Source organism: Frigidibacter sp. ROC022, from assembly GCF_024723735.1.
In the GTDB taxonomy this organism is placed as follows: domain Bacteria; phylum Pseudomonadota; class Alphaproteobacteria; order Rhodobacterales; family Rhodobacteraceae; genus SLM-1.
Genome location: NZ_JANQDU010000003.1, coordinates 240,775 through 265,768, shown reverse-complemented (window position 1 = coordinate 265,768; position 24,994 = coordinate 240,775). Strand labels below are relative to the sequence as shown.

Here is a 24,994-nt window from a genome sequence, read left to right as displayed (position 1 = left end):
GGCTTGTGGCTCAACCCGACCGATTCGAGGCGAACATGGCCACCTGTGCAGAGTGCGGCACCGAACTCAGCTTTCTGTCGCAATACGAATATGCCGGCGCCAGGGTCTGCGGCGCCTGTCACACCAGACTGAGCAACGGCGAGGCGCCCCGATCCTCGCCCAGGCAGCCCCCGCCCGCTGCCGGCCCCGACCCCGCCGCGCAGATCCGGCTGACCACCCTGTCGGAATATCCCGGCGCTCCGGCCGTGGTCTGGTTCGAAATGGTGCAGGCAACCGTGGTGCAGGCGCTGGAGACCCGCAAGGACCTGCTGGCCGGTCTGCGCCACCAGCCCGGCGCCCGGGGCGAGCGGCTGGAGGCGGAACTGGCGCGGGTGCAGGCCCTGGCCCGGGACGAGCTGCGCAGGGCCGCCGCCCGGCTGGGCGCCGAGGCGGTCGTCGGGGTCACGATGTCGACCCGGCTGGAACCGCTGGGCGGCTCCGAAGTCAACGAACGGCTGGTGCTGGTCGATGCCAGCGGCACCGCCGTCAAGCTGACCCAATAGGCCCGATCCTGCGTGCAGGCACGCACCCTGTAGGGCGGCAGCGGCGGGCGGGTCCAATATCCCCGGCCTGTGGCGACGTAGGGTGCGTGCTTGCACGCACCACGCCCTCAACCCGTTGCGCCCTGCTTCGCCTTCAGCCCCGCGGCCCAGTCCGTCACCAGTGCCTCCAGCGCCGGCCAGTCCGTGTATTCCCGGTCCTCGCCCCGTTTCAGCGTCGGGTCGCGCTCGGCCGCGATCCGGCGCATCGCCCAGCCGCGAAAGGCGTCATAGGCCGAAAACCGGAACGCCCCGGCGACATGTTCGATCCGGCCCGGCTTCCAGCCCGTCGACTCGATGAACTGGTTCAGCCGGTCGCCAAGCCCTTCCCAGTCCGAGACGTTGTGCCCCGCCGCCGACAGCGAGACCGGCAGGAACAGCGTCGGCATCCGGTTCAGCTCTGCGCTGTGGTCGGTCACGAAATCGGTCAGCTCGCGCTGATAGCCGCCGATATGCATCGACCCGGCCAGGATCGCGGCATCGAACCGGCCCAACTCGACCCCCGCGGGATCGGCAAGGTTCAGAAGTTCCACCGAATGGCCGGCCTCGTAGAGCCGGTCCATCGCCCGCCGGGCAACCTTGCGGGTCTGGCCGTCGGTAGTGGCATAGGCGATCAAGAGTTTCATCGCGGGCCTCCTTTCAGACGCCCCCAACCTGCCGCAGCCATCCCGGGACCGCCTTGCGCGGGATCAAATCGCCGGCCGGGCGGAACTGCAGGAGACCTCCCCGCAGCGCCGCCCTACGGCAGCGCCATGACCCGGGCGATGAAATCCTCGCCGCGCTTCTCGAAATCCGGATACTGGTCGAAACTCGCCGCCGCCGGGGCCAGCAGCACCGTATCCCCCGGCTCGGCCTCGGCCGCGGCCCGCGCCACGGCCTGTTCCATGGTCTCGCAGATGTCCTGCGGCAGGTCGCCCAGCTGCAGCGCGAAGTCGCGCGCCGAATGGCCGATCAGATAGGCCTTGCGCACCGAGCCGAGATGCGGACGCAGCGCCTCGATCCCGCCCTCCTTGCCCAGCCCGCCGGCGATCCAGCGGATATTCCGGAACGCCTGCAGCGCCTTGCCGGCGCTGTCCACATTGGTCGCCTTGGAATCGTTCACCCAGGCCACGCCGCCGCGCTCGCGGATCAGCTGGCTGCGATGCGGCAGGCCCTGAAAGCTGTGGAACGCCTGCTCGATTTCCTTCGGCGCCAGCCCCAGCCCGCGCACCGCCGCATAGGCGGCGCAGGCGTTCTGATGGTTGTGCACCCCCGGCAGCCCCTTGACGGCACGCAGGTCGATCGAGGCCACCTGCCGCCCCTTGCGCCATTCCGACAGGAACCCCTTGCGGGCAAAGACCAGCCAGCCCGGACCGCCCAGCTTCCGGCTGACCGAGACCTTGATCACCCGGTCATCCGATGCCGCCTCGGCCAGTTGATTGGCCAGATAGAGCCCCTCGGCCTCGTCCACCCCGATCACCGCCCGGTCCGGCCCGCCCTCGGCAAAGAGCCGGCGCTTGGCGGCGAAATAACCGCCGATGCCGCCATGCCGGTCCAGGTGGTCGGGCGAGAGATTGGTGAAGACCGCGACATCCGGGGTCAGCGCCCGGGCCAGGTCGGTCTGATAGCTGCTGAGTTCCAGCACCACCACGCCGGCCTCGCCCGGCGGGTCGATGTCCAGCACCCCGCGGCCGATGTTGCCGGCCAGCTGGCTTTCGCGCCCGGCCTCGGTCAACAGGTGATGGATCAGCGCCGCCGTGGTCGATTTGCCGTTCGAGCCGGTCACGGCGATGACCCGCGGCGCCACGTCGAACCCGTCCCAGCCCTGCGTCGCCAGCGAGCGGAAGAACAGCCCGATGTCGTTGTCCACCGGCACCCCGGCTTCCCAGGCGGCGGCGATGGCGGGATGCGGCGCGGGGTAGAGATGCGGGATGCCGGGCGAGGTGATCAGCGCCGCGATCCCCTCCAGCCCCGGGCCGCGCAGCGGATCACGCAGCGCGAAGCCGGCGTTCTCGGCGGCCGCCCGCCCCTCGGGGCTGTCGTCCCAGCACAGCGGCTCGGCCCCGCCCGCCGCCAGCGCCCGGGCCGCCGCCAGGCCGGAACGGCCCAGCCCCAGAACCAGAACGCTCTGCCCGTCAAATCCCTGAACCGGTATCATCGCCCCTCCGACGCCACTGCCCGATCAGAGCTAGGCCAATTCCGCGGCAAGGGCCAGCCTGCGCGGCGCCGCTACAGCGGGCAATCCAGCGCCCCGGCCAGGAACGCCGGCCGCTTTGCAACCGTCCCTTTGGGCAGCAGCGTCACCGGATGGCCCAGGGCCGGATAGCCCGCGGCAAGCGCATGGTATTCCGCCTCCGCCTCGGCCATCGAGCCCTTCCGCTCGGCATCCTCCACCCGCAGCTCGGGCCAGGGCGGCACCAGGAACACCCGCTCGAAACGCTGCGCCAGCACCTCGCCGGCCGCGGCCGGCAGCGCCAGCCCCCGCGCCTGCAGCCACAGCACCGCGTCCAGCCCCGAGCGGTCGAAGAACACCGGCCCGCCGCGGTCGCGGACGGCCGCATGATCCGCCACCGCCAGGTCGATGCAGGCGGCGGCAAAGCCCGGACCATCCTCCCAGGGCAGCACCCCGCCCTGCCCGGCCAGCGCCGCCTGCACCAGCCGCCGCCCCGGCTCGGGCACCGTGGCATGGCCGCGCGCCGCCAGCGCCGCCAGCAGCGTCGACTTGCCGCCGCCGGAACAGCCCGAAAGGATGATGTGTCTGGGTCGGGTCATGCCGGCCTTTCCGGTCAGGCAGGCGGCGCCGGGACCGGCAGGACGGCCAAGGGGAGCCCCCGGCCACATCCGCCCGCGCCGCGGCCTATCTCAGTTTCAGCGTCGCCAGCCCGATCAGCGCCAGCACCAGCGAGATGATCCAGAACCGGATCACGATCTGGCTCTCGCCCCAGCCCTTCTTCTCGAAATGGTGGTGGATCGGCGCCATCAGGAACACCCGCCTGCCGGTGCGCTTGAAATAGAGCACCTGGATGATGACGCTCAGCGTCTCGACCACGAAGAGCCCGCCGACGATCGCCAGCACGATCTCGTGCTTGGTCGCCACCGCGATCGCGCCCAGGGCACCGCCCAGAGCCAGCGAGCCGGTATCGCCCATGAACACCGCCGCCGGCGGCGCATTATACCACAGGAACCCCAGCCCGCCGCCGATCAGCGCCGAGCAGAAGACCAGTATCTCGCCGGTCCCGGGCACGTAATGCACATCGAGATATTCCGAGAAATCGACCCGTCCGACCGCATAGGCGATGACGCCCAGCGTCGCCGAGGCGATCATCACCGGCATGATTGCCAGCCCGTCCAGCCCGTCGGTCATGTTGACCGAATTGGCGGCCCCGACGATCACCACCACGCCGAAGACGATGAAGCCCCAGCCCAGGTCCCACAGCGTCGCCTTGAACACCGGAAAGGCCAGCATGTTGCTCAACTCGGTCGGGTGCATGGCCGCGGCCCAGTAGCTGGCCACCGCCGCGATCATGATGCCCAGCACCATCCGCAACCGGCCCGGCACGCCCTTGGTGTTGTATTTCTTCACCTTGGCCAGATCGTCGGTGAAACCGATCAGCCCGAAGGCCAGGGTCACGAAGAGCACCAGCCAGACATAGCCGTTGTCGAGCCGGGCCCAGAGCAGCGTCGCCACCATCAGCGCCGAGAGGATCAGCAGCCCGCCCATGGTCGGGGTGCCCTTCTTGGTCTCCAGGTGGCTGGCCGGCCCGTCCTCGCGGATCGGCTGGCCGCGGCCCTGCTTGCGGCGCAGGAAATCGATCAGCGGCCGACCGAAGATGAAGCCGAACACCAGCGCGGTAAAGAAGGCCCCGCCGGATCGGAAGGTAATGTAGCGAAACAGGTTGAAGAAGTCGCCCCCGTCCGAATATTCGGTCAGCCAGTACAGCATCAGCCCTGCGCCCCTTCTGTTCGCGGTGTCCCCTCCGGGCCGTCACCGCGCATGTCATCGGGCCGCGCCTGCCCTAATTTGCGCAAGGCATCGACGACGCGCGAAACCTTGACGCCCTTCGATCCCTTGACCAGCACCACATCCCCGGCATCGACCAGGGCATGGACGCGGGCGCACATCGCCCCGGCGGTCTCGTGCCATTCGCCGCGCTTGCCCTCGGGCAGCGCCTGCCACAACGCCCGCATCAGCGGCCCGACGCAATGCACCACGTCGATCGCCGCCAGGCTGGGCGAGTCGGCAATCGCGGCGTGCAGCGGAACCTCCTCGGGGCCGAGTTCCAGCATGTCGCCCAGGATCGCGATCCTGCGGCCCCGCCGGACCCGGCCGATCCCGTCGCGCACCGGGCTGACCGCCAGCACCTCCAGCGCCGCCGCCATCGAGACCGGATTGGCGTTGAAGGCGTCATCGATCAGCGCGAAGCGCTCTTCGTCATAGACCAGGTCCAGCACCACCGTCTCGCGGGTGCCGCGGCCGCTGGGCGGTGCCCAATTCCCCAGGTCGCAGGCCGCGACCACCGGATCGGCGCCCAACGCCTGCGCCGCCGCGATCACCCCCGCCGCGTTCAGCGCGAAATGCCGGCCGGGAGAGCGGATCTTGTAAAGGATCGTCTGGCCCTGCACCTCGGCGCTGACCACCGTCGTGTCCTGCGACAGCGTCACCTGAACGACCCGCACATCGCTGCCCGGCGCGGTGCCGAAATGCACGATCTGCGCGCCCTGCGCCCCGGCCTCGGCATCGAGTATCGGGGAGGTCGCATCGTCGGCATTGATCACCGCCGTGCCGCCCGGCTCCAGCCCCCGGAAGATCGAGGCCTTCTCGCGGGCAATCGACTCGACCGAATCGAAGAACTCCAGATGCACCGCGGCGACATTGGTGACCATGGCGACATGCGGCCGGGTCATCGCGGTCAGCGGCGCGATCTCTCCTGCATGGTTCATGCCGATCTCGATCACCGCGAAGTCGCTGTCGCGCGGCATCCGCGCCAGGGTCAGCGGCACCCCCCAGTGGTTGTTGTAGCTCGCCTCGGCGGCATGGACCCGTCCCATCGCCGACAGCACCGCCCGCAGCATCTCCTTGGTCGAGGTCTTGCCGACCGAGCCGGTCACCGCCACCACCCGCGCGCCCGACCGGTCCCGCCCCGCCGCGCCCAGAGCCGCCAGCCCGGCCAGGACATCCGGCACGATCAGGAGCGGCGCATCCGCCGCCACGCCCTCGGGCACCCGGCTGACCATCGCCGCCGCCGCCCCCTTGGCCAGCGCCTGCGCAACGAAGTCATGCCCGTCGCGCACATCTTTCAGGGCGACGAACAGGTCGCCCGGCTGCAGGCTCCGGCTGTCGATCGACACGCCGTCGGCCTGCCAGTCAACCGTTGCCCGCCCCCCTGTCGCCGCAGCCGCCTCGGCCGAGGTCCAGAGGCTCACGCGACCCTCCCGTCCAGCGCCGCCACCGCGACACTGGCCTGTTCGGCATCGTCGAAAGGATAGGTCGCGTCGCCGACGATCTGCCCGGTCTCGTGCCCCTTGCCGGCGATCAGCAGCGTGTCGCCCGGCTCCAGCGCATCGACCCCGCGCAGGATCGCCTCGGCCCGGTCGCCGACCTCGTTCGCCTCGGGACAGCCCGCCATCACCGCCGCCCGGATGCTGGCCGGGTCCTCGCTGCGCGGATTGTCGTCGGTCACGATCACTACATCGGCATTCTCGGCCGCCGCCTTGCCCATCAGCGGCCGCTTGCCCCGGTCGCGGTCGCCGCCGGCGCCGAAGACCACCACGATCCGGCCCAGCACATGCGGCCGCAGCGACCGCAGGGCCGAGATCAGCGCCCCCGGCTTGTGCGAGTAATCGACAAAGACCGTGGCACCGTTCTCGCGCGTCGCGACCAGCTGCATCCGCCCCGGCACCGTCGTCAGTTCCGGCAGCGCCGCGAAGACATCCGAAGGATCGCAGCCCGAGGCCACCGCCAGCGCCGCCGCCGAGAGCACGTTCTCGGCCTGGAAGCCACCGATCAGCGGCAGCCGCGCGGTCTGCGCCAGCCCGTTCCAGGTGAACCGCAGGTCCTGTCCCTTGGCGTCATAGCGCTGCGCGATGATCCGCAGCGCCGCCTTGGGCGAGCGGCCCACCGTCACCACGTCCTGGCCACGGCCCCGCGCGATATGCGCCATCTCCTCGCCGCGGGCATCGTCGATATTGATGATCGCGATCCCGTCCTCCGGCAGCACGCGGGCGAACAGCCCCGCCTTGGCGGCGAAATATTCATCGAAATCAGCGTGGTAATCCAGGTGGTCCTGGCTGAAATTGGTAAAGGCCGCCGCCGTCAGCGCCACCCCGTCCAGCCGCCGCTGGTCCAGCCCGTGCGACGAGGCCTCCATCGCCGCATGGCTGATCCCGGCCCCGGTCATCTGCGCCAGCAGCCGGTGCAGCGTCACCGGCTCGGGCGTGGTATGGGCCAGCTTGGCCTGAAAGTCGCCGATCACCCCCATGGTGCCCAGGTTCACCGCCGGCAATCCCAGCACCTGCCAGATCTGCCGCGTGAAGGTCGCCACCGAGGTCTTGCCCGCGGTCCCCGTCACCGCCACCACGCATTCGGGCTGGGCGCCGAAGAACAGCGCCGCCGCATAGGCCAGCGCCTGGCGCGGGTCCTCGCAGAGCACCACCGCCACATTCGCCTTGGCCAGGGCCTCGCGCGCCAGATCGGCGCCCTCGCGGTCGGTCAGCACCGCGCTCGCCCCCGCCGCCAGCGCCGCCGGCAGGAAGGTCGCCCCATGCACCTGTGTGCCGGGCAGCGCGGCAAAGAGATTGCCCGGCGCCACCTGACGGCTGTCCACCGCGAGTCCGGTGATCCGGGCATCCCGTCCGCCCAGGGCCGTCAGCCCCAGCCGCGATAATGTGGTCTCTCCGGGCGCCCGCGCCATCTCTGGTCGTCCTTCAGTCCTTGACCGATGCCTCTGTTAACCTGAGTTCGCTCCCGGGTTCAATCTCGGGCCGAAGTCCCAGCAGCGGCGCAATCCGGCGGATCATCTCGGCCGCGACCGGCACCGCCGTCCAGCCCGCGGTGCGCCGGGTCTCGCCGGCGATATAGGTCGAGGGCTCGTCCAGCGTCACGACCAGGACATAGCGCGGATCGTTCACCGGGAAAACGCTGGCGAAGGTGGCCACCACCCGGTCATCGTAATAGCCGCCGCCGTTCTCCTTGGGCTTGTCGGCAGTGCCGGTCTTGCCGCCCACCGCATAGCCCGGCACATCGCCGAAACTCGCCGTGCCCCGCGTCACCACCTCGCGCAGCATCGACCGCATCGTGGCCGAAGTCTTTTCCGAGACAATCCGGGGCCCCTTTTCGACCGACTTCCGCTTCAGCAGCGTCGGCTTCACCAGGGTGCCGTCGCCCAGGATGGTTGCATAGGCCGCCGCCAGGTGCAGCGGGCTGTCGGACAGGCCGTGACCATAGGAAATCGTCATGGTCGAGATTTCCTTCCACTTCTTCGGATAGAGCGGCCGGACATAGGGCGCCTCGGCCAGTTCCACCGGAGAGGGGTCCAGCAGGCCCAGGCTCGCCAGGAACGCCTTTTGCCGCGCGCCGCCGATCTGCAGCGCGATCCGCGCGGTGCCGATGTTCGAGGACTGCACGATCACGTCGGTCACGCTCATCTGGTTGCCGTAGTCGTGGAAGTCGCGGATCCTGTACTTGCCCCAGACAAGCGGGCTCTTGGTCTGGATGATGGTCGAGGGCGAGACCAGCCCCAGGTCCAGCGCCTGCGCCACGGCGAAGACCTTGAAGGTCGAACCCAGTTCATAGACCCCCTGCACCGCGCGGTTGAAGATCGGGCTGTCCGAGGGCAGACCCTTGACCGGCGGACCGGGGCGGTTGTTCGGATCGAAGTCGGGCAGCGAGATCATCGAGAGCACCTCGCCGGTGTGGATGTCCATCAGGACCGCGGCCGCGCCCTTGGCATTCATCAGCTTCATGCCGCCGTAAAGCACCTCGCGCGCCGCCGCCTGCACCGTGAGGTCCAGCGACAGTTCCAGCGGCCGGCCCTCGTTCGCCGGATCGCGCAGGAAGGCGTCAAACGCCCGCTCCACCCCCGCGGTGCCGATCACCTCGGCCGAATGCACGCCCTCGACGCCGAATGTGGTGCCGCCCAGCACATGCGCCGCCAGCCGGCCGTTCGGGTAAAGCCGCATCTCGCGCGGGCCGAACAGCAGCCCCGGCTCGCCGATGTCATGCACTTTCTGCATCTGCTCGGGACTGAGTTTCTTCTTGATCCACAAGAACTTGCGCGGCCCCGTCAGGTCGGCCAGCAGGCGCTTGCCGTCGAGGTCGGGGAAGATCTTCGTCAGCTCCTCGGCGGCATGGGCCGGGTCCACCATCAGCGGCGGCTGGGCATAGAGCGAATAGGTCTGCAGATTGGTCGCCAGGATGCGGCCGTTGCGGTCCAGGATATCGGCCCGCTGCGCCTGAATGGAATCGGTCGCGGCGGCCACCGGCTCGCGCGGTTCGGCGGCGGCGATATGGCCCATCCGGACCGCGATGGCGCCGAAGGCGGCAACGAAGAACAGGCCCAGCATCAGCAGCCGGCCCTCGGCACGGGAACGGGCCTTGTCGCGGACGATCTCATGCCGGGCGCGCAGGTTCTCCTTCTCGATCAGATCGGGATTGCCGCCCTTGGCACGGGCCTCCAGGATTCGCGCCAGCGGGCGCAGCGGCGTGCGGATCATTGCTGGTCCTCCTCGATCCGGCCGGTCACCTCGACCGGGTCGGTGATCGGCAGTTCCGGCGGCACCGGCCTCGCGATCTCGTCGATCCGGCCGAACTGGGTCGGGGCCAGCGGCAGCAGGCCCAGCCGTTCATAGTTGATATCGACCAGCTCGCGCAGCCGCTCGGGCCGATTCAGATAGGCCCATTCGGCGCGCAGCACCGCCCGCTCGTCCTGCAACCGGCCGATGTCGCGGTTCAGCTGCGCGACCACCTTCTGGCTGTCCTGGGTGGCGTAGTTCTGCTGATAGGTCCAGAAGCCCAGCCCCATGACCACCAGCGCCACCATCACCTTGAACAGTGTCCTCATGCCCGATGCCCCCGTTTTCTGGTCTTGTCGTGCAACTGCGGCAGGCCGATGGCCGAACGGTCCACCGGCTGCGCCCCGGCCTTGCTGCGTTCGGCAACCCGCAGCCGGGCCGAACGGCTGCGCGGGTTGGCCGCCTCTTCCGCCGCATCCGGCCCGGTCGCCCGCCCGAGCAGCCTGAACCCGGGCTCGCGGCCCGCGGCCTCGGGCGCATAGCGGCTGCCCCCGCCGCCGGTGCTGCTGCGCTCGGCCAGGAACCGCTTCACGATCCGGTCCTCCAGCGAATGAAAGCTGACCACCGCCAGCTTGCCGCCGGGCCGCAGCACCCGCTCGGCGGCCTCCAGCCCGGCCACCAGCTCGCCGAACTCGTCGTTCACCGCGATCCGGATCGCCTGGAAGCTGCGGGTCGCCGGATGGCTCTGGCCCGGCTTCGGCCTTGGCAGGCAGCCCTCGATGATCCGCGCCAGCGCCCGCGTGGTCTCGATCGGCGCCTTGGCCCGCTCGGCAACGATCGCCCGGGCGATCCGGCGCGAGGCCCGCTCTTCGCCATAGAGATAGAGGATGTCGGCCAGTTCCGCCTCGTCCGCCCCGGCCACCAGATCGGCGGCGCTCGGCCCGTCGCGGCCCATCCGCATGTCCAGCGGCCCGTCCTTCTGGAACGAGAATCCGCGCTCGGCCCGGTCCAGCTGCATCGACGAGACGCCCAGGTCCATCACCACCCCGTCAACGCCCTCGGCATGGCGGTCCATGTTGGAAAAGGTGTCCTCGACCAGCACCAGCCGGTCGGCCAGCGGCGCAGCCCAGCTCTCGGCCAGTTCGAAGGCCAGCGGATCGCGGTCAATGCCGATCACCCTCTCGGCCCCCGCCTCCAGCAGCCCGCGGGCATAGCCCCCGGCCCCGAAGGTCGCGTCGATCCAGGTGCCGGAGACCGGCGCCACGGCCCTGAGCAGCGGCGCCAGCAGCACCGAGATATGCGCGGGCGCGGGCATCGCCGCAGGCCCCGCCATCATGCCGCCGTCCCGGCCTGCGGGCTGCGGTCCAGCTCGGCCAGCGCCCGGTCCAGCTCTTCCAGCGGATCGACACCCTCGGCCAGCCCCTCGGCCAGTTCCATGTCGCGCGCCATCTGCTCCTCGAACACATCGGCGCGCCACAGTTCGAAGGTCTTGCCCAGGCCGATGACGTAGAGCTCGTTCTCGATCTGCAGCTTCTCGCGCAGCTTCTTCTCGATCAGCATCCGCCCGGCGCCGTCGACCTCGACCCGCGAGGTGCGCGAGAAGTAGAGATAGCGCAGCACCCGGCTGCGCGGCGACGACGGCAGCCGCTCGATCTTGGCCCGGACCTCCTGGATCGACGCCTCGGTATAGACCTGCAACTGTTTCTGCTGTTCGCCGCCATAGACGATGATCAGGGCGGGCTTCTTGTCGGTCGGGATCTTGCCGTCCGGGCCTTCCAGCGGCGCACGCAGAGAGGCCGGAAGGATGATCCGCCCCTTGTCGTCCACCTTGACGGTGGCTTCTCCGCTGAAACTCGCCACGTCCACTGTCGCCCGTCTTCACCCCAACTTCTGTGCCCCGGAAACGGAAACGGCGGATCGAGTGCTGCCACGCCCGATCCGCCGCCCTCGTCCCATTTCTGGGTTTGTCCGACTGCGCGCTGCCTTGGGGGGATTTGGGTTATGCCCGCGCCGGATCTCGTCGTTAGGAAAGCAGAGGCTGCCTGATGAAACCTGCCTCGTGTTTCTTATTAGAGCGTCGGGTTCGTTGACCCTGTGCCTCTGCTTTCTGGAACTCTTGATGCCGGGGAAATCGCTTCACGTCAACCCAATTCACGCCACCGTGTGGCACTTTTCGTCACCGATGCCCTTCCTGGACAACGAATTTCTGGGACACAGCACCACAACCTACCCCTCCTTGTGGTGAGGCCGATCACGAACACTAGATGTAGAAGGGAGAAAAGTGGGGCATGGTGGAGCGATTTTCCCATACTCCAGCCCGATCACGGATCGTCGCCGCGCTTTCAGCACCGGGTTCCGGCGATTTCGACCCCGGCCCGTCGAATCAATCCGCCCCCACCGGCCCGATTCCGTGGTCTGGCGACTCGGTTCCGCAGCGGCACCCTGCGCCCCGACCTGCGGATGGCGGCGCCTGGACGTAGGGTCACGTCCCGTCTCTGCCGTTCATCTTCCGCCTAAAGTATGGGCGCTAACATGCCCGGACACCAATTCTATATGCGTCAGCACTGCTTATGCATTTTCTGCATGGCGGCATTGCCGCATCGGGCATTGTGCACATGCAGCATTTGCCTATCTTGAGCTCAACCGGAGCCGATACGGGCCCCGCAATCAAACGGCAGAGCTAAGGCAAACCGACATGGCATATGTGAACCAAACCCGCGCTTCCGCGCATTTCGGCCTCCGCAACCGGCTTTCGGCCCTGGTCAGCGTGATCACCGAGCGCTTCGCGCATTACAACACCTACCGCCGCACCGTGGCCGAGCTGAACCAGCTTTCGGCCCGCGAACTGGCCGATCTGGGCATTCATCGCTCGCAAATCCAGTCGATCGCGCGGCAAGCGGCCTACGAGGCCTGAGGAATTGGCCTCCCGCCAGATGCGGGCAGGCCCTACGAACAGACTTCCGGACCTCCTCCTCCCAATTCGGGGTCCGGCAGATCGCGGCGATGCTCACCTCCTCCCGGGCATCGCCGCACGGTTAGACTACCGGGCCTTCTCCTCCCAGTTTGAGGCCTGGCAGAAAGCGGCGATGTTCACCTCCTCCCGAGCATCGCCGCACCTTTAGACTACCGGGCCTTCTCCTCCCAGATTGAGGCCTGGCAGAAAGCGGCGGTGCTCACCTCCTCCCGAGCATCGCCGCACCTTTAGACTACCGGGCCTTCTCCTCCCAGATTGAGGCCTGGCAGACAGCGGCGGTGCTCACCTCCTCCCGAGCATCGCCGCACCTTTAGACTACCGGGCCTTCTCCTCCCAGATTGAGGCCTGGCAGACAGCGGCGATGCTCACCTCCTCCCGAGCATCGCCGCACCTTTCTCCGGACAATCGGCAGGATCGGATCAGGCGCGCTCGTCCTTGGGCGATTCCATCACGATATAGCTGGTGATCGAGCGCACATGCGGCAGGTCGCCCAGCACTTCGGTATGGAAATGCTTGAAGGTCGCCAGGTCCGAGACCTCGACCCGCAGGATGTACTCCACCGATCCAGTGACATTGTGGCATTCGCGGACCTCGGGCGCGCGGGACACCGCCCGCTCGAAAGCGCGCTGCGCGTCGCGGCTGTGCAGGGCCAACCCGACCATGAGATAGGCCGTGAATCCGATCCCCAGCCGGCTCCGGTCGATCACCGCCCGATAACCAGCGATGATCCCCTGCCGCTCCAGCTCCTGCACCCGACGCAGACAGGCCGAAGGCGACAGGCCCACCGCCGCCGCCAGGTCGAGATTCGAGATCCGGCCATTGCGCGACAACTCACGCAATATCTTTTCGTTTATCTGGTCCATCTCGATCACTGATTGCAGAGATAGCGGCATTCGACACATCTTCGCAATCTGATTTCGTCGGAACTGAGGGATCGTTGCGCATGATGGACGCGACACTTCTTCTGGCGCTTGCGCTGTTTGCCGTGGTCTCGGTGGGAACACCGGGGCCGAACAATGTCATGCTGCTGGCCTCGGGCGCGAATTTCGGCCTGCGCCGGACCTGGTGGCACATTCTCGGAATCAATGCCGGGCTGGCGATGATGATCGCCCTCACCGGGCTGGGCATGGGGGCGCTGTTCCAGACCGTGCCGGAGGCGGCACTGGCCCTGAAGGTTCTCAGCGTCGCCTACCTGCTGTGGCTTGCCTGGAAGATCGCCCATGCCGGGGCGCCGGGCGAAGCCGCCGTGAAGCCGCGTCCGATGGGCACCCTGGCGGCGGCGGCCTTCCAATGGGTCAACCCCAAGGCCTGGGCCATGGTGCTGGGCGCGGTGGCGAATTACGCACCCACGCCCGGCCTGGCCGGAGTCGCGGTGGTGATGGCGGTCTTCCTGTTGGTCGGGCCGCCGCTGAACGCGCTCTGGACCCTGATGGGGCGCGAGATGCGCCGCCTGCTGACCAACCCGGCCCAGCTGCGCGCCTTCAACTGGACCATGGCCGCGATGCTGATCCTGTCGCTGCTGCCGGTGCTCCGGCACTGAGCGAATCCGGCCCAACGGCGAAAGGAATCATTAACCAAACTGGGGCTGGATTCCGGTTTTCGTTGTATTTCAAATGTTTGGACCCCCGTCCCCATGGGGACGCCCGGGAATCGGCCTAGAACGGCACGTCATCGGCGCTTTCGGCGGCCACCACGAAGCCGGCGACGATCTTCTTGGTCCCGGCCTTTTCGAAGGCAATCTCCAGCTTGTCGCCCTCGATCCCGGTGACCGCCCCGTAGCCGAATTTCCGGTGGAACACCCGCGCCCCCAGCTCAAAGGCCGGCGCCGCCTCGGCGTCGATCACGATATGCCGCGCCTCGGAAGGCTGCGCCGTCGGCCGCGCCTTCGCCCGGCTCTGCATCCGCTTCCAGCCCGGCGAGTTGTAGACATCCGCCCGCGCGACCCGTTCGTCCAGCGTCGCCGCCGGCGCCGCCGCACCGTAGCCGCCGCCATAGAGCCCCGGCGGTGTCAGCACCTCGACATGTTCCGCCGGAAGCTCGTCCACGAAGCGCGACGGCAGCGCCGATTGCCACTGCCCGTAGACCCGCCGGTTCGCCGCGAAGGAAATCGTGCACAGCCGCTCTGCCCGGGTGATCCCGACATAGGCCAGCCGCCGTTCCTCCTCGACCCCCTTCAACCCGCTCTCGTCCATGCTCCGCTGCGACGGAAACAACCCGTCTTCCCAACCGGGCAGGAACACCGCCGGAAACTCCAGCCCCTTGGCAGCGTGCAGAGTCATGATGCTGACCTTGGCCTCGCCGGTCTCGGTCTCGTTGTCCATGATCAGCGCGACATGCTCCAGGAACCCCTGCAGGTTGTCGAAATTCTCCAGCGCCTTGATCAGTTCCTTCAGGTTCTCCAGCCGCCCCGCCGCCTCGGGCGTCTTGCTGGCCTGCCACATCGCGGTGTAGCCCGACTCCTCGAGTATCTGCTCGGCCAGTTCGATATGGCTGATCCCCGCAGCGCCGCGCCCGGCCGCCTGCGCGCCGTCCTCCTCGATCACCGCATCCGCATCGGCGGCCACCGGTTCCAGCGGTCCGAGCGCCAGCGCGTGCCAGCGGTCGAACTGATCGACCAGCAGCCCCATGGCGCCCTTGGCCTTGCCGGACAATTCGCCATGCGCCACCGCGATCCGCGCCGCCTCGAGCAAGGGCACCCCCTGCCGCCGCGCGATCCCCTGCAGGGTCTGCATCGCCTTGTCGCCCATGCCGCGCTTCGGCGTGTTGACGATCCGCTCGAAGGCCAGATCGTCATCGGGGCTGACCGCGACGCGGAAATAGGCCATCGCATCGCGGATTTCCAACCGCTCGTAGAACCGCGGCCCGCCGATCACCCGATAGGGCAGACCGATGGTCAGGAACCGGTCCTCGAAGGCGCGCATCTGGTGACTGGCGCGGACCAGAATGGCGCAATCGTCCAGGCTCATCGGCGCCATGCCGCGGCTGCCCTGGCACAGGGCCTCGAGCTCGTCGCCGATCCAGCGCGCCTCTTCCTCGCCGTCCCAATGGCCGATCAGCCGCACCTTCTCGCCCTCGGCCAGATCGGTCCAGAGCGTCTTGCCCAGCCGTCCCTCGTTGCCCGCGATCACCCCGCTCGCGGCGGCCAGGATATGCGGGGTCGAGCGATAGTTCTGCTCCAGCCGCACCACCGTGGCGCCGGGAAAATCCTTCTCGAACCGCAGGATGTTGCCGACCTCGGCGCCGCGCCAGCCATAGATCGACTGGTCGTCGTCACCGACACAGCAGATGTTGTGATGCTTCTGTGCCAGGAGCCGCAGCCAGAGATACTGGGCGACATTGGTATCCTGATACTCGTCGACCAGGATATAGCGGAACCAGCGCCGGTATTGCGCCAGCACATCCGCATGGGTCTGGAAAATGGTCAGGACGTGCAGCAGCAGGTCGCCGAAATCCACCGCGTTCAAGGCCCGCAACCGCTCCTGATAGGCGGCATAAATCTCGGTTCCGCGGTGGTTGTAGGCCCCGGCCTCGGAGGCGGGCACCTTCTCCGGCGTCCAGGCGCGGTTCTTCCAGCCGTCGATCAGCCCGGCCAGCATCCGCGCCGGCCAGCGCTTGTCGTCGATGTTCTCGGCCTGGATCAACTGCTTGAGCAGCCGGATCTGGTCATCGGTGTCGAGAATGGTGAAATTCGACTTCAGCCCCACCAGCTCGGCATGGCGGCGCAGCAGCTTGACCCCGATGGCGTGGAAGGTCCCCAGCCAGGGCATGCCCTCGACCGTCTGGCCCAGCAGCCGCGCCACGCGTTCCTTCATCTCGCGCGCCGCCTTGTTGGTGAAGGTGACGGCAAGAATCTCGTTCGGCCGCGCCCGGCCGGTGTTCAAGAGATGCGCGATCCGGGTGGTCAGCGCCTTGGTCTTACCGGTCCCGGCCCCAGCCAGCATCAGCACCGGCCCGTCCAGCGCCTCGACCGCGGCGCGCTGCTCCGGGTTCAGATCGTCGAGATAGGGCGCCCCGCGGGCACCGATCGCCTGTTGGCTGAGCGACAGCCCGCCGCCCGCCTGCGCAGCGCCTTCGAACGCCTCTGACTCGTCATCGAACCTGCTCATGGCCGCAGGATAGAAGCAAACGGCGGCAAGGAAAAGTTCCTATTCCGTTCCGCGCGCCTGCCGGCCCTGACGGCCCATCTCCGGGTTCCCAAATACTCCCGCCGGAGGCTCCCGCCGCCGCAGCCCGCGCCCCGGTCAGCAGGCACTCGCCGAGACCGGGGCCGCGGCGGGGACCGAGCGCCGGGCGGTGTCCTCTTCGCGCACCTGGGTCCATTTCGCGTAGTTCTCCGCGATATCCCCGGGCGTCAGGTCCGGCAGGTTCAGGATCGAGGCGTCGTGACGCGCCGGCAGGCTCTGCCAGTTCTCGGGCAGATAGCCATGCTGGCGGCAATGTTCGAACAACTGGGTGCCCGGGAAGGGATAGAAGACGAAATAGCCGAAATCAGTGGGCTTCAACTCCCGGTGCAGGTCGAGCGTCGCCTGGAGATCCTCGCGCGTCTCGCCCGGCACGCCCATCATGTAGTTGGCGGTGGCGATCATCCCGGCGTCGCGGGTGCGCTGGAAGATCTCGATCATCCGCGCATTGGTCACCGGCCGCTTCATCACCTCGCGCCGCAACCGTTCCGAACCGCTCTCGACGCCGAAGACGACATGCTTGCAGCCGCCCGCCGCCAGAGCCGCGATCAGTTTCGGATTCAGGGTCTCGGCGCGGGCGTGGATCGAGAATCCGACGCCGATCTCTTCCGGCATCCGCTTGCAGAATTCGAACACCCAAGGGTGGTTGATCGTGAAGGTATCGTCCAGAAAAATGACATAATTCAACTCGCCGTTCGCGCGAATGTCCTTGAGCTCGGCCATCACCGAGTCCAGCGTGCGCCGCCGGCCATAAGTCCCGATCCCGTCATAGAGCTGGTCATACATCCGCGCCGCGCAATAGGTGCAGGGGAAGGGGCAGCCGCGCTGCGTGGTCATGTGGCGCACGCCATAGCGTTCGTCGAGCATGTCGCGGGCCATGAAGGGAATGTCGTCGATCTCGGCCACCGGCGGGGCGAGGCCGGGATGCGGCTGCCCCTTGATCCAGATGTTCTGCATCCGCGCCGTGGCCAGGGTGCCGCCGCGCTCCAGATGCCGCAGCAGCGCCGCGAAGGGGGCCTCGCCCTCGCCCAGGCAGACCGCGTCGAAGCCGGGTTCGCCCAGCACCTGGTCGGGCGAGAAGGTGGCGTGCAGCCCGCCGGCCAGCAGCGGGATATCCGCGACCTCGCGCAGCGCATTGGCCAGGGCCCGGCCGCGCAGCCATTGCCGGGTCGTCATCGAGATGCCGATCAGGTCCGGACCGGCCGCCCTGACCCGCGCCACCGCCTCGTCGATCGGTTCGGATTCGGGGATCCGCAGCATCCGCGCCTGATGACCGGCCTGCCGCGCCACGGCGGCCAGAAAGGCGGGGCCGAGCGAGCAGACTGCCCATTCCGCATCGGTGTCGATCTCCAGAAAGACAATCTGCATCCGCGCCCTCCTTGGAGCCGGGTCCAGCATTGGGCCGCAATGCCGTTGCGTCAACGCCGGAATACCCGACCCCCGCAGGTTTGTCGGGGCCAGCCCCCTGCCGCGGGCGACAGAGCCCGTTGCCAATCCCGCGCCGCCGGGCCAGAAACCGGGTATGGATCTCGACACACGCTACCCCGCCCTCTCCGACCTGCGCGCCCGTGCCCGGCGCCGGATACCGCATTTCATGTGGGAATATCTCGACAGCGCCACCGGGACCGAGACCGGGATGGTCCGCAACCGCGCCGCGCTGGACCGGGTGCTGTTCCTGCCGCAGGTGCTGAAGGGCGAGGTGACCGCCGATCTCTCGGTCGAGTTGCTGGGCTGCAAGCAGGGGCTGCCCTTCGGGATTGCCCCGGTGGGCATGTCCGGCGCGATGTGGCCGGGGGCGGAACGGATTCTGGCCGAGCTGGGGGCGCGGCACGCGATCCCCTATGCGATGTCCACCATGGCCACCCGGGCGCCCGAGGATGTCGCGGATGTGGTGGGCGATCAGGGCTGGTTCCAGCTTTATCCGCCGCGCGATCCCGCGGTGCGCGCCGACATGCTGGCCCGGATCAAGGGCGCCGGGTTCCATACCCTGGTGCTGACGGTGGACGTGCCGGCCAGTTCGCGGCGCGAGCGGCAGATTCGCGGCGGGCTGACGCATCCGCCGCAGATCACCCCGCGCACGCTCTGGCATATTGCGCAATGCCCGGCCTGGGCCCTGGGCACCGCCCGGCTGGGTATGCCGAAGATGCGCTTCATCGAACGGTATTCGGAGCACAAGGGCGCCCTGCCCTCGACCGCGCATATCGGCTATCTGATGCGGATCGCGCCCGAATGGGACTATGTCGAGATGCTGCGCGAGGAATGGAGCGGCAAGTTCGTCGTCAAGGGCGTGCTGGACCCGGAGGTATCGCTGCGGCTGAAGGATGCCGGGGTCGATGCGGTCTGGGTCTCGAACCACGCGGCACGGCAGTTCGACGGGGCACCGGCAGCGCTGGACTGCCTGCCCGGCATCCGGGCGGCGGTCGGCCCGGAATACCCGCTGATCTACGACAGCGGCATCGAGGGCGGGCTGGACATCCTGCGCGCCATCGCGATGGGCGCCGATTTCGTCTTTCTCGGCAAGGCATTCCACTATGCCCTGGGCGCCCTGGGCGCGGCCGGGGCCGAGCATCTGGTGCAGATGCTGACCGCGGACCTGCGGGCCAACCTGGGGCAACTGGCGGCGGAGAAACCGGCGGATGTGCGCAAGGCGGTGGTCAGCGGAGTCTGAGCGGCAACCCTAGTCCGACCCGCAATCGGGCGGCTCGGGCGCCGGTTCGGCGGCGCGTTCGGCCATCACCGCCTGCACGCTTTCGGTATAGGCCCGGATCGAGCGGGCGAAATGGGCAACGCTCTCGGGCTCCCAGTCGCGGAACACGCGGGCCATGATCTGCCATTTCTCGGCCCGGAACCGGCCCAGCAATTCGAACCCCCTGGGCGTCAGCGACAGGACCGAGCGGCGACCGTCGTCCTGCGCCACCTCGCGGCGGACATAGCCGCGATTGACCAGTTCCGAGACGATCCGGCTGGCCCGCGACGGGTCCACCGCCATCTCCTCGGCCACCAGCCCGATGGTGGGCTGCGCGGCCTCGCGTCCGACACCGGCCTGGATACGGATCAGCGCCAGCAGTCCCTGATAGAGCGACAGGTCGAGATCGACCTTCAGCCGGTTCAGGATCGACTGCATGATCTCGCCGCGCGCCACGACCCGGTGCCACTGGAAATTCGCGGTGTCGAAGTCGAGCAGAGCCGGAATCGCCGCGTCGGCCAGACCTTCCGCGCGCAGGGTCTCGGCCACCCGGTCGTGCATGAACGGCACCGGATCGCCGTATTTCCAGCCCTTGCTCATGACCTGCCTGTCCCCATGTGGCGCCGCATGGCAGAAACATATGCAAAAGTCAATAACATGCCATGCGCATATACATGCGCTTGACACATATCGTGGCGACAGCTAGCTCTCGCCGCGGCTGCGGACCCCGTACCGCGCCGCTTCCCCGTCCGAGATCCGGAGCCCTCGTCCCGTGACCAATACCACCCAATCCCCGGATGCCCGAACCGCCGCCCCCGTCCCGTCACCGGACAGCGCGGTGCGCGTGGTCATCGGCTCGGTGGCGGTGCTGCTGCTGCTGGCCTCGCTGGACCAGACCATCGTCTCGACGGCGCTGCCGACCATTGTCGCCGATCTTGGCGGGCTGGAACATCTGAGCTGGGTGGTCACCGCCTATATCCTGGCATCGACCATCGTGGCGCCGCTCTACGGCAAGATGGGCGATCTCTATGGCCGCAGGGTCATGGTCTTCATCTCGGTGGGGATGTTCCTGACCGGTTCGGCGCTCTGCGGCCTGTCGCAGTCGATGACCTTCCTGATCGTGTCGCGGGCCCTGCAGGGGCTTGGCGGCGGCGGGCTGTTCGTCCTGGCGCTGTCGATCATCGGCGACGTGATCGCGCCCAAGGATCGCGGCAAGGTGCAGGGCGTTTTCGCGGCGGTATTCTCGACCTCGTCGGTCATCGGGCCGCTGCTGGGCGGCTGGTTCGTCGAGAACCTGTCCTGGCACTGGATCTTCTACATCAACATCCCGCTCGGGCTGGCGGCGGTGGTGGGCTTTACCCTGGGCTTCAAGGCGCATCCCGACCGGGTGTCGCACAAGATCGACTATGCCGGGGCCATCGCGCTGAGCCTGACCCTGGGCGCGACGGTGCTGGTCACCTCGCTGGGCGGGCGCACCCTGCCCTGGAGCAGCCCCATGTCGCTGGGCCTCATGGCGCTGGCGCTGCTGTCGCTGGCCGCCTTCCTGATGATCGAGCGCCGCGCGGCCGAGCCGATCCTGCCGCTGGGCCTGTTCAGGCTGAACGTGTTCTGGGTCACCTGCGTGATCGGCTTTGTCGCCGGGGCGTCGATGTTCGGCTCGATCACCTTCATTCCGGTGTTCCTGCAGATCGCCCAGGGCTCGACCCCGACGGTGTCGGGCTGGCAGCTGATCCCAATGACCGCGGGGATCATGAGCGCCTCGACCCTGGCGGGCCAATACATGGGGCGGACCGGGAAATACCGGATCCTGACCCGGATAGGCACCAGCTTTCTGATCGTCGGGATGCTGACGCTGTCGACGATAACCGACACCACGCCCTACCCGCTGATCGGGTTCTTCATCCTTCTGGTCGGGCTGGGCATGGGCTGCATCTTCCCGGTACTGACCACGGCGGTGCAGAACGCGGTGCCGCGCCAGCAACTGGGAACCGCGACCGCTGCCGGGCTGATGTTCAGGCAGGTCGGCGGGTCGATGGCCGTGGCGCTGTTCGGCGCCCTGTTCGCCTCGGGCATGGCATCGCGACTGGGCGCGGTGCAGGGTGCCGCCGACCTTGGCGGCGGTCTGGAGATCGGGCCGCAGATGATGGCCGCGATGCCACCGGACCTGCGCGAGAGCGCGATTGCCGCGGTGGTCGGTGCGCTGCACCCGATCTACTGGATCGCGGCCGGGATTGCCCTGGTGGGTTTCGGGTTTTCGCTGATCCTAGAGGAACGGCCCCTGACGAACCGGATGGTGCACAAGTCCGAATAGGCCCCGACAGCCGCCGCCCCCTTGCGTTTTCCGCACTGCAGCATGACACTGGCGTAACGAAGCCGGGGGAGCCTCATGCCAGAATTCAAGAAAATCCTGATTGCCAACCGCGGCGAGATCGCGATCCGGGTGATGCGGGCCGCAAACGAGCTCGGCAAGAAGACGGTCGCGGTCTATGCCGAAGAGGACAAGCTGAGCCTGCACCGTTTCAAGGCCGACGAAGCCTATCGGATCGGCGAAGGACTGGGACCGGTGGCGGCCTATCTCTCGATCGAGGAGATGATCCGGGTCGCCAAGCTCTCGGGTGCCGACGCGATCCATCCGGGCTACGGGCTGCTGAGCGAGAATCCCGATTTCGTCGATGCCTGCACCGCCAATGGCATCACCTTCATCGGCCCCAAGGCCGAGACGATGCGTGCGCTTGGCGACAAGGCCTCGGCCCGCAAGGTCGCCATCGCCGCCGGGGTGCCGGTGATCCCGGCGACCGAGGTGCTGGGCGACGACATGGACAGGATCAGGGCCCAGGCGGCCGAGGTCGGCTATCCGCTGATGCTCAAGGCCAGCTGGGGCGGCGGCGGGCGCGGGATGCGGCCGATCGAGTCCGAGGACGAGCTTGAGGAAAAGCTGCGCGAGGGCCGGCGCGAGGCCGAGGCCGCCTTTGGCAATGGCGAGGGCTACCTGGAAAAGATGATTCTCAAGGCCCGCCATGTCGAGGTGCAGATCCTCGGCGACAGCCAGGACCATATCTATCATCTCTACGAACGCGACTGCTCGGTGCAGCGCCGCAACCAGAAGGTCGTCGAGCGCGCGCCCGCTCCCTATCTGTCGCCGGCGCAGCGCGAGGAGGTCTGCGGGCTCGGCAAGAAGATCGCCGAAGCGGTGAATTACGAATGCGCCGGAACGGTCGAGTTCCTGATGGATATGGAGACCGGCGCCTTCTATTTCATCGAGGTCAATCCGCGGGTCCAGGTCGAACATACGGTGACCGAGGAAGTCACCGGCATCGACATCGTCCAGGCGCAGATAATGATCGCCGAGGGCAAGAGCCTGATGGAGGCGACCGGCACGCCCAGCCAGTATGACGTGCGCCTGCACGGCCATGCGATCCAGTGCCGGATCACCACCGAGGACCCGACCAACAACTTCATCCCCGATTACGGCCGGATCACCGCCTATCGCGGCGCGACCGGCATGGGCATCCGGCTGGACGGCGGCACCGCCTATTCGGGCGCGGTGATCACCCGCTATTACGATTCGCTGCTGGAGAAGGTCACCGCCTGGGCGCCGACCCCCGAGGCCGCGATTGCCCGGATGGACCGGGCCCTGCGCGAGTTCCGGATCAGGGGCGTCTCGACCAACATTGCCTTTGTCGAAAACCTGCTGAAGCACCCGACCTTCCTGAACAACGAGTATCACACCAAGTTCATCGACCAGACACCGGAGCTGTTCCAGTTCTCGGCGCGGCGCGACCGGGCGACGAAGATCCTCACCTACATCGCGGACATCACCATCAACGGCCATCCCGAGACCGAGGGCCGGCCCCTGCCCGCCGCCGATGCCAAGCCGCCCCGGCCGCCGCTGCTGCGCCGGCCCGAACCGCCGCGCGGCACGAGGCAGATCCTCGACGAGACCGGGCCGCAGGGGCTGGCCGACTGGATGAAGGCGCAGGACCGGCTGCTGCTGACCGACACCACGATGCGCGACGGGCACCAGAGCCTGCTGGCCACGCGGATGCGCTCGATCGACATGATCCGGGTGGCGCCGGCCTATGCCGCCAATCTGCCCGAGCTGTTCAGCGTCGAATGCTGGGGCGGGGCGACCTTCGACGTCGCCTACCGGTTCCTGCAGGAATGCCCCTGGCAACGGCTCCGCGACCTGCGGGCGGCGATGCCGAACCTGCTGACCCAGATGCTTCTGCGTGCCTCGAACGGGGTCGGATACACCAACTATCCCGACAATGTGGTGCAGTCCTTCGTGCGTCAGGCCGCCGCCAGCGGTGTCGATATCTTCCGCACCTTCGACAGCCTGAACTGGGTCGAGAACATGCGGGTGGCGATGGATGCGGTGATCGAGTCCGGCAAGGTCTGCGAGGGCACGATCTGCTACACCGGCGACCTGGGCAATCCGGACCGCGCAAAATACGACCTGAAATACTATGTCGGCATGGCGAAGGAGCTGGAAGCCGCCGGGGCGCATGTGCTGGGGCTCAAGGACATGGCCGGGCTGCTGAAACCCGCCGCCGCCCGCATTCTTGTCAAGGCGCTGAAGGAAGAGGTCGGCCTGCCGATCCATTTCCACACCCATGACACCGCCGGAATCGCCTGCGCGACGATCCTTGCCGCCGCCGAGGCCGGCGTGGACGCGGTGGACGCGGCGATGGATTCGCTTTCGGGCAACACCAGCCAGGCGACGATGGGCACGCTGGTCGAGGCGCTGAAGGGCACCGACCGCGAGACCGGGATCGACATCGAGGTGGTGCGCGAGGTCTCGAACTACTGGGAGACGGTGCGGGCGCAATACGCCGCCTTCGAAAGCGGGCTTCAGGCCCCGGCGTCCGAGGTCTATCTGCACGAGATGCCCGGCGGCCAGTTCACCAACCTCAAGGCGCAGGCGCGCGGGCTGGGTCTGGAGGAACGCTGGCACGAGGTCGCCAAGATGTATGCCGAGGTCAACCAGATGTTCGGCGACATCGTCAAGGTGACGCCCTCGTCGAAGGTCGTGGGGGACATGGCGCTGATGATGGTGGCGCAGGGGCTGACCCGGGCCGAGGTCGAAGACCCGAATGTCGAGGTCGCCTTCCCCGATTCGGTGGTCGACATGATGCGCGGCAACCTCGGGCAACCGCCCGGCGGCTGGCCCAAGGCCCTGCAGGCCAAGGTCCTGAAGGGCGAGAAGCCGCTGAAGGAGCGCCCCGGAAAGGCGATGGAGCCGGTCGATCTGGAAGCGACGCGGGCCGACCTGTCGAAGCAGCTCAACGGGTTCAAGGTCGATGACGAGGACCTGAACGGCTATCTGATGTATCCGAAGGTCTTTCTCGACTACATGGGCCGCCACGCCACCTACGGCCCGGTGCGCACCCTGCCGACCAAGACCTTCTTCTACGGCATGGAGCCGGGCGAGGAGATCACTGCCGAGATCGACCCCGGCAAGACCCTGGAAATCCGCCTGCAGGCGGTGGGCGAGACCGACGACCGGGGCGAGGCCAAGGTGTTCTTCGAACTGAACGGCCAGCCGCGGCTGATCCGGGTGCCGAACCGCAAGGCCAAGGGCGTGACGGCGGCGCGACCCAAGGCGCAGCCCGGCAATCCGGCCCATGTCGGCGCCCCGATGCCGGGCGTGGTCGCGAGTGTGGCGGCGGTGGCCGGCGCCAAGGTCAAGCAGGGCGACCTGCTGCTGACCATCGAGGCGATGAAGATGGAGACCGGCATCCACGCCGACCGCGACGCCACGGTGAAGGCGGTGCATGTGGCGCCGGGCGACCAGATCGACGCCAAGGACCTGCTGGTGGAGCTGGACTAGGATCGCGCCGGGCCGAAGTGCCGGCCCGGCCGATCT

General features: G+C 67.9%; 20 protein-coding genes. 6 read left to right on the top strand and 14 right to left on the bottom strand.

Annotated elements, in window-relative coordinates:
- The first annotated feature begins 35 nt into the window (after positions 1-35).
- Complete coding sequence (locus NUW50_RS13015; RefSeq protein WP_258289567.1) at positions 36-542, top strand: YbjQ family protein; 507 nt, start codon at positions 36-38, stop codon at positions 540-542.
- 107 nt (positions 543-649) lie between these two features.
- Here NUW50_RS13015 and NUW50_RS13010 read toward each other — a convergent pair whose 3' ends face one another.
- The 10 genes from NUW50_RS13010 to NUW50_RS12965 form a co-directional block, all read right to left on the bottom strand.
- Positions 650-1,204, bottom strand: coding sequence for a flavodoxin domain-containing protein (locus tag NUW50_RS13010; RefSeq protein WP_258289566.1), 555 nt, complete (start codon positions 1,202-1,204; stop codon positions 650-652).
- 113 nt (positions 1,205-1,317) lie between these two features.
- Complete coding sequence (gene murD / locus NUW50_RS13005) at positions 1,318-2,715, bottom strand: UDP-N-acetylmuramoyl-L-alanine--D-glutamate ligase (protein WP_258289565.1); 1,398 nt, start codon at positions 2,713-2,715, stop codon at positions 1,318-1,320.
- A gap of 71 nt (positions 2,716-2,786) precedes the next feature.
- Positions 2,787-3,329 carry an AAA family ATPase gene (locus NUW50_RS13000; protein WP_258289564.1) on the bottom strand — a complete coding sequence of 181 codons (543 nt, stop codon included), beginning with the start codon at positions 3,327-3,329 and terminating at the stop codon, positions 2,787-2,789.
- Positions 3,330-3,414: 85 nt separating this feature from the next.
- Positions 3,415-4,500: a phospho-N-acetylmuramoyl-pentapeptide-transferase gene (mraY, locus tag NUW50_RS12995; protein ID WP_258289563.1), complete on the bottom strand. Its 1,086-nt coding sequence runs from the start codon at positions 4,498-4,500 to the stop codon at positions 3,415-3,417.
- Positions 4,500-5,981 (bottom strand): UDP-N-acetylmuramoyl-tripeptide--D-alanyl-D-alanine ligase, encoded by a 1,482-nt coding sequence (locus tag NUW50_RS12990; RefSeq protein WP_258289562.1) that lies wholly within the window; start codon positions 5,979-5,981, stop codon positions 4,500-4,502. The genes mraY and NUW50_RS12990 overlap by 1 nt, the downstream gene beginning before the upstream one ends.
- Positions 5,978-7,468, bottom strand: a complete 1,491-nt coding sequence (locus NUW50_RS12985; RefSeq protein WP_258289561.1) for a UDP-N-acetylmuramoyl-L-alanyl-D-glutamate--2,6-diaminopimelate ligase — start codon at positions 7,466-7,468, stop codon at positions 5,978-5,980. Before NUW50_RS12985 ends, NUW50_RS12990 begins: the two co-directional genes overlap by 4 nt.
- A gap of 13 nt (positions 7,469-7,481) precedes the next feature.
- Positions 7,482-9,269: a peptidoglycan D,D-transpeptidase FtsI family protein gene (locus tag NUW50_RS12980; RefSeq protein WP_258289560.1), complete on the bottom strand. Its 1,788-nt coding sequence runs from the start codon at positions 9,267-9,269 to the stop codon at positions 7,482-7,484.
- Positions 9,266-9,616, bottom strand: a complete 351-nt coding sequence (ftsL, locus tag NUW50_RS12975) for a cell division protein FtsL (protein WP_258289559.1) — start codon at positions 9,614-9,616, stop codon at positions 9,266-9,268. Before ftsL ends, NUW50_RS12980 begins: the two co-directional genes overlap by 4 nt.
- Positions 9,613-10,620: a 16S rRNA (cytosine(1402)-N(4))-methyltransferase RsmH gene (gene rsmH / locus NUW50_RS12970; RefSeq protein ID WP_258290147.1), complete on the bottom strand. Its 1,008-nt coding sequence runs from the start codon at positions 10,618-10,620 to the stop codon at positions 9,613-9,615. The genes ftsL and rsmH overlap by 4 nt, the downstream gene beginning before the upstream one ends.
- Positions 10,620-11,147: a division/cell wall cluster transcriptional repressor MraZ gene (locus NUW50_RS12965; RefSeq protein ID WP_258289558.1), complete on the bottom strand. Its 528-nt coding sequence runs from the start codon at positions 11,145-11,147 to the stop codon at positions 10,620-10,622. Before NUW50_RS12965 ends, rsmH begins: the two co-directional genes overlap by 1 nt.
- A gap of 835 nt (positions 11,148-11,982) precedes the next feature.
- Here NUW50_RS12965 and NUW50_RS12960 point away from each other — a divergent pair.
- Complete coding sequence (locus NUW50_RS12960) at positions 11,983-12,201, top strand: DUF1127 domain-containing protein (RefSeq protein WP_258289557.1); 219 nt, start codon at positions 11,983-11,985, stop codon at positions 12,199-12,201.
- Positions 12,202-12,680: 479 nt separating this feature from the next.
- On the opposite strand, the gene NUW50_RS12955 is transcribed toward NUW50_RS12960, so the two are convergent.
- A complete protein-coding gene (locus NUW50_RS12955) occupies positions 12,681-13,154 on the bottom strand; it encodes an Lrp/AsnC family transcriptional regulator (protein WP_258289556.1) in 474 nt (157 codons plus the stop codon).
- Positions 13,155-13,204: 50 nt separating this feature from the next.
- Here NUW50_RS12955 and NUW50_RS12950 point away from each other — a divergent pair, with 50 nt between their 5' ends.
- A complete protein-coding gene (locus tag NUW50_RS12950; protein WP_338001360.1) occupies positions 13,205-13,801 on the top strand; it encodes a LysE family translocator in 597 nt (198 codons plus the stop codon).
- Between the two features lie 115 nt (positions 13,802-13,916).
- On the opposite strand, the gene NUW50_RS12945 is transcribed toward NUW50_RS12950, so the two are convergent.
- On the bottom strand, positions 13,917-16,367 hold the full coding sequence (locus NUW50_RS12945; protein WP_258289555.1) for an ATP-dependent helicase: 2,451 nt from the start codon (positions 16,365-16,367) through the stop codon (positions 13,917-13,919).
- Between the two features lie 135 nt (positions 16,368-16,502).
- Complete coding sequence (locus NUW50_RS12940) at positions 16,503-17,810, bottom strand: B12-binding domain-containing radical SAM protein (RefSeq protein WP_258289554.1); 1,308 nt, start codon at positions 17,808-17,810, stop codon at positions 16,503-16,505.
- 154 nt (positions 17,811-17,964) lie between these two features.
- Here NUW50_RS12940 and NUW50_RS12935 point away from each other — a divergent pair, with 154 nt between their 5' ends.
- The gene (locus NUW50_RS12935) at positions 17,965-19,110 is read left to right on the top strand and encodes an alpha-hydroxy acid oxidase (protein WP_258289553.1); all 1,146 of its coding nucleotides are present in this window, start codon (positions 17,965-17,967) and stop codon (positions 19,108-19,110) included.
- Positions 19,111-19,119: 9 nt separating this feature from the next.
- Here the strand turns inward: NUW50_RS12935 and NUW50_RS12930 are convergent, their stop codons facing one another.
- On the bottom strand, positions 19,120-19,728 hold the full coding sequence (locus tag NUW50_RS12930) for a MarR family winged helix-turn-helix transcriptional regulator (protein WP_258289552.1): 609 nt from the start codon (positions 19,726-19,728) through the stop codon (positions 19,120-19,122).
- Positions 19,729-19,900: 172 nt separating this feature from the next.
- Here NUW50_RS12930 and NUW50_RS12925 point away from each other — a divergent pair, with 172 nt between their 5' ends.
- Positions 19,901-21,439, top strand: a complete 1,539-nt coding sequence (locus tag NUW50_RS12925) for an MDR family MFS transporter (RefSeq protein ID WP_258289551.1) — start codon at positions 19,901-19,903, stop codon at positions 21,437-21,439.
- A gap of 75 nt (positions 21,440-21,514) precedes the next feature.
- Complete coding sequence (locus NUW50_RS12920) at positions 21,515-24,958, top strand: pyruvate carboxylase (protein WP_258289550.1); 3,444 nt, start codon at positions 21,515-21,517, stop codon at positions 24,956-24,958.
- The last annotated feature ends 36 nt before the right edge of the window (positions 24,959-24,994 follow it).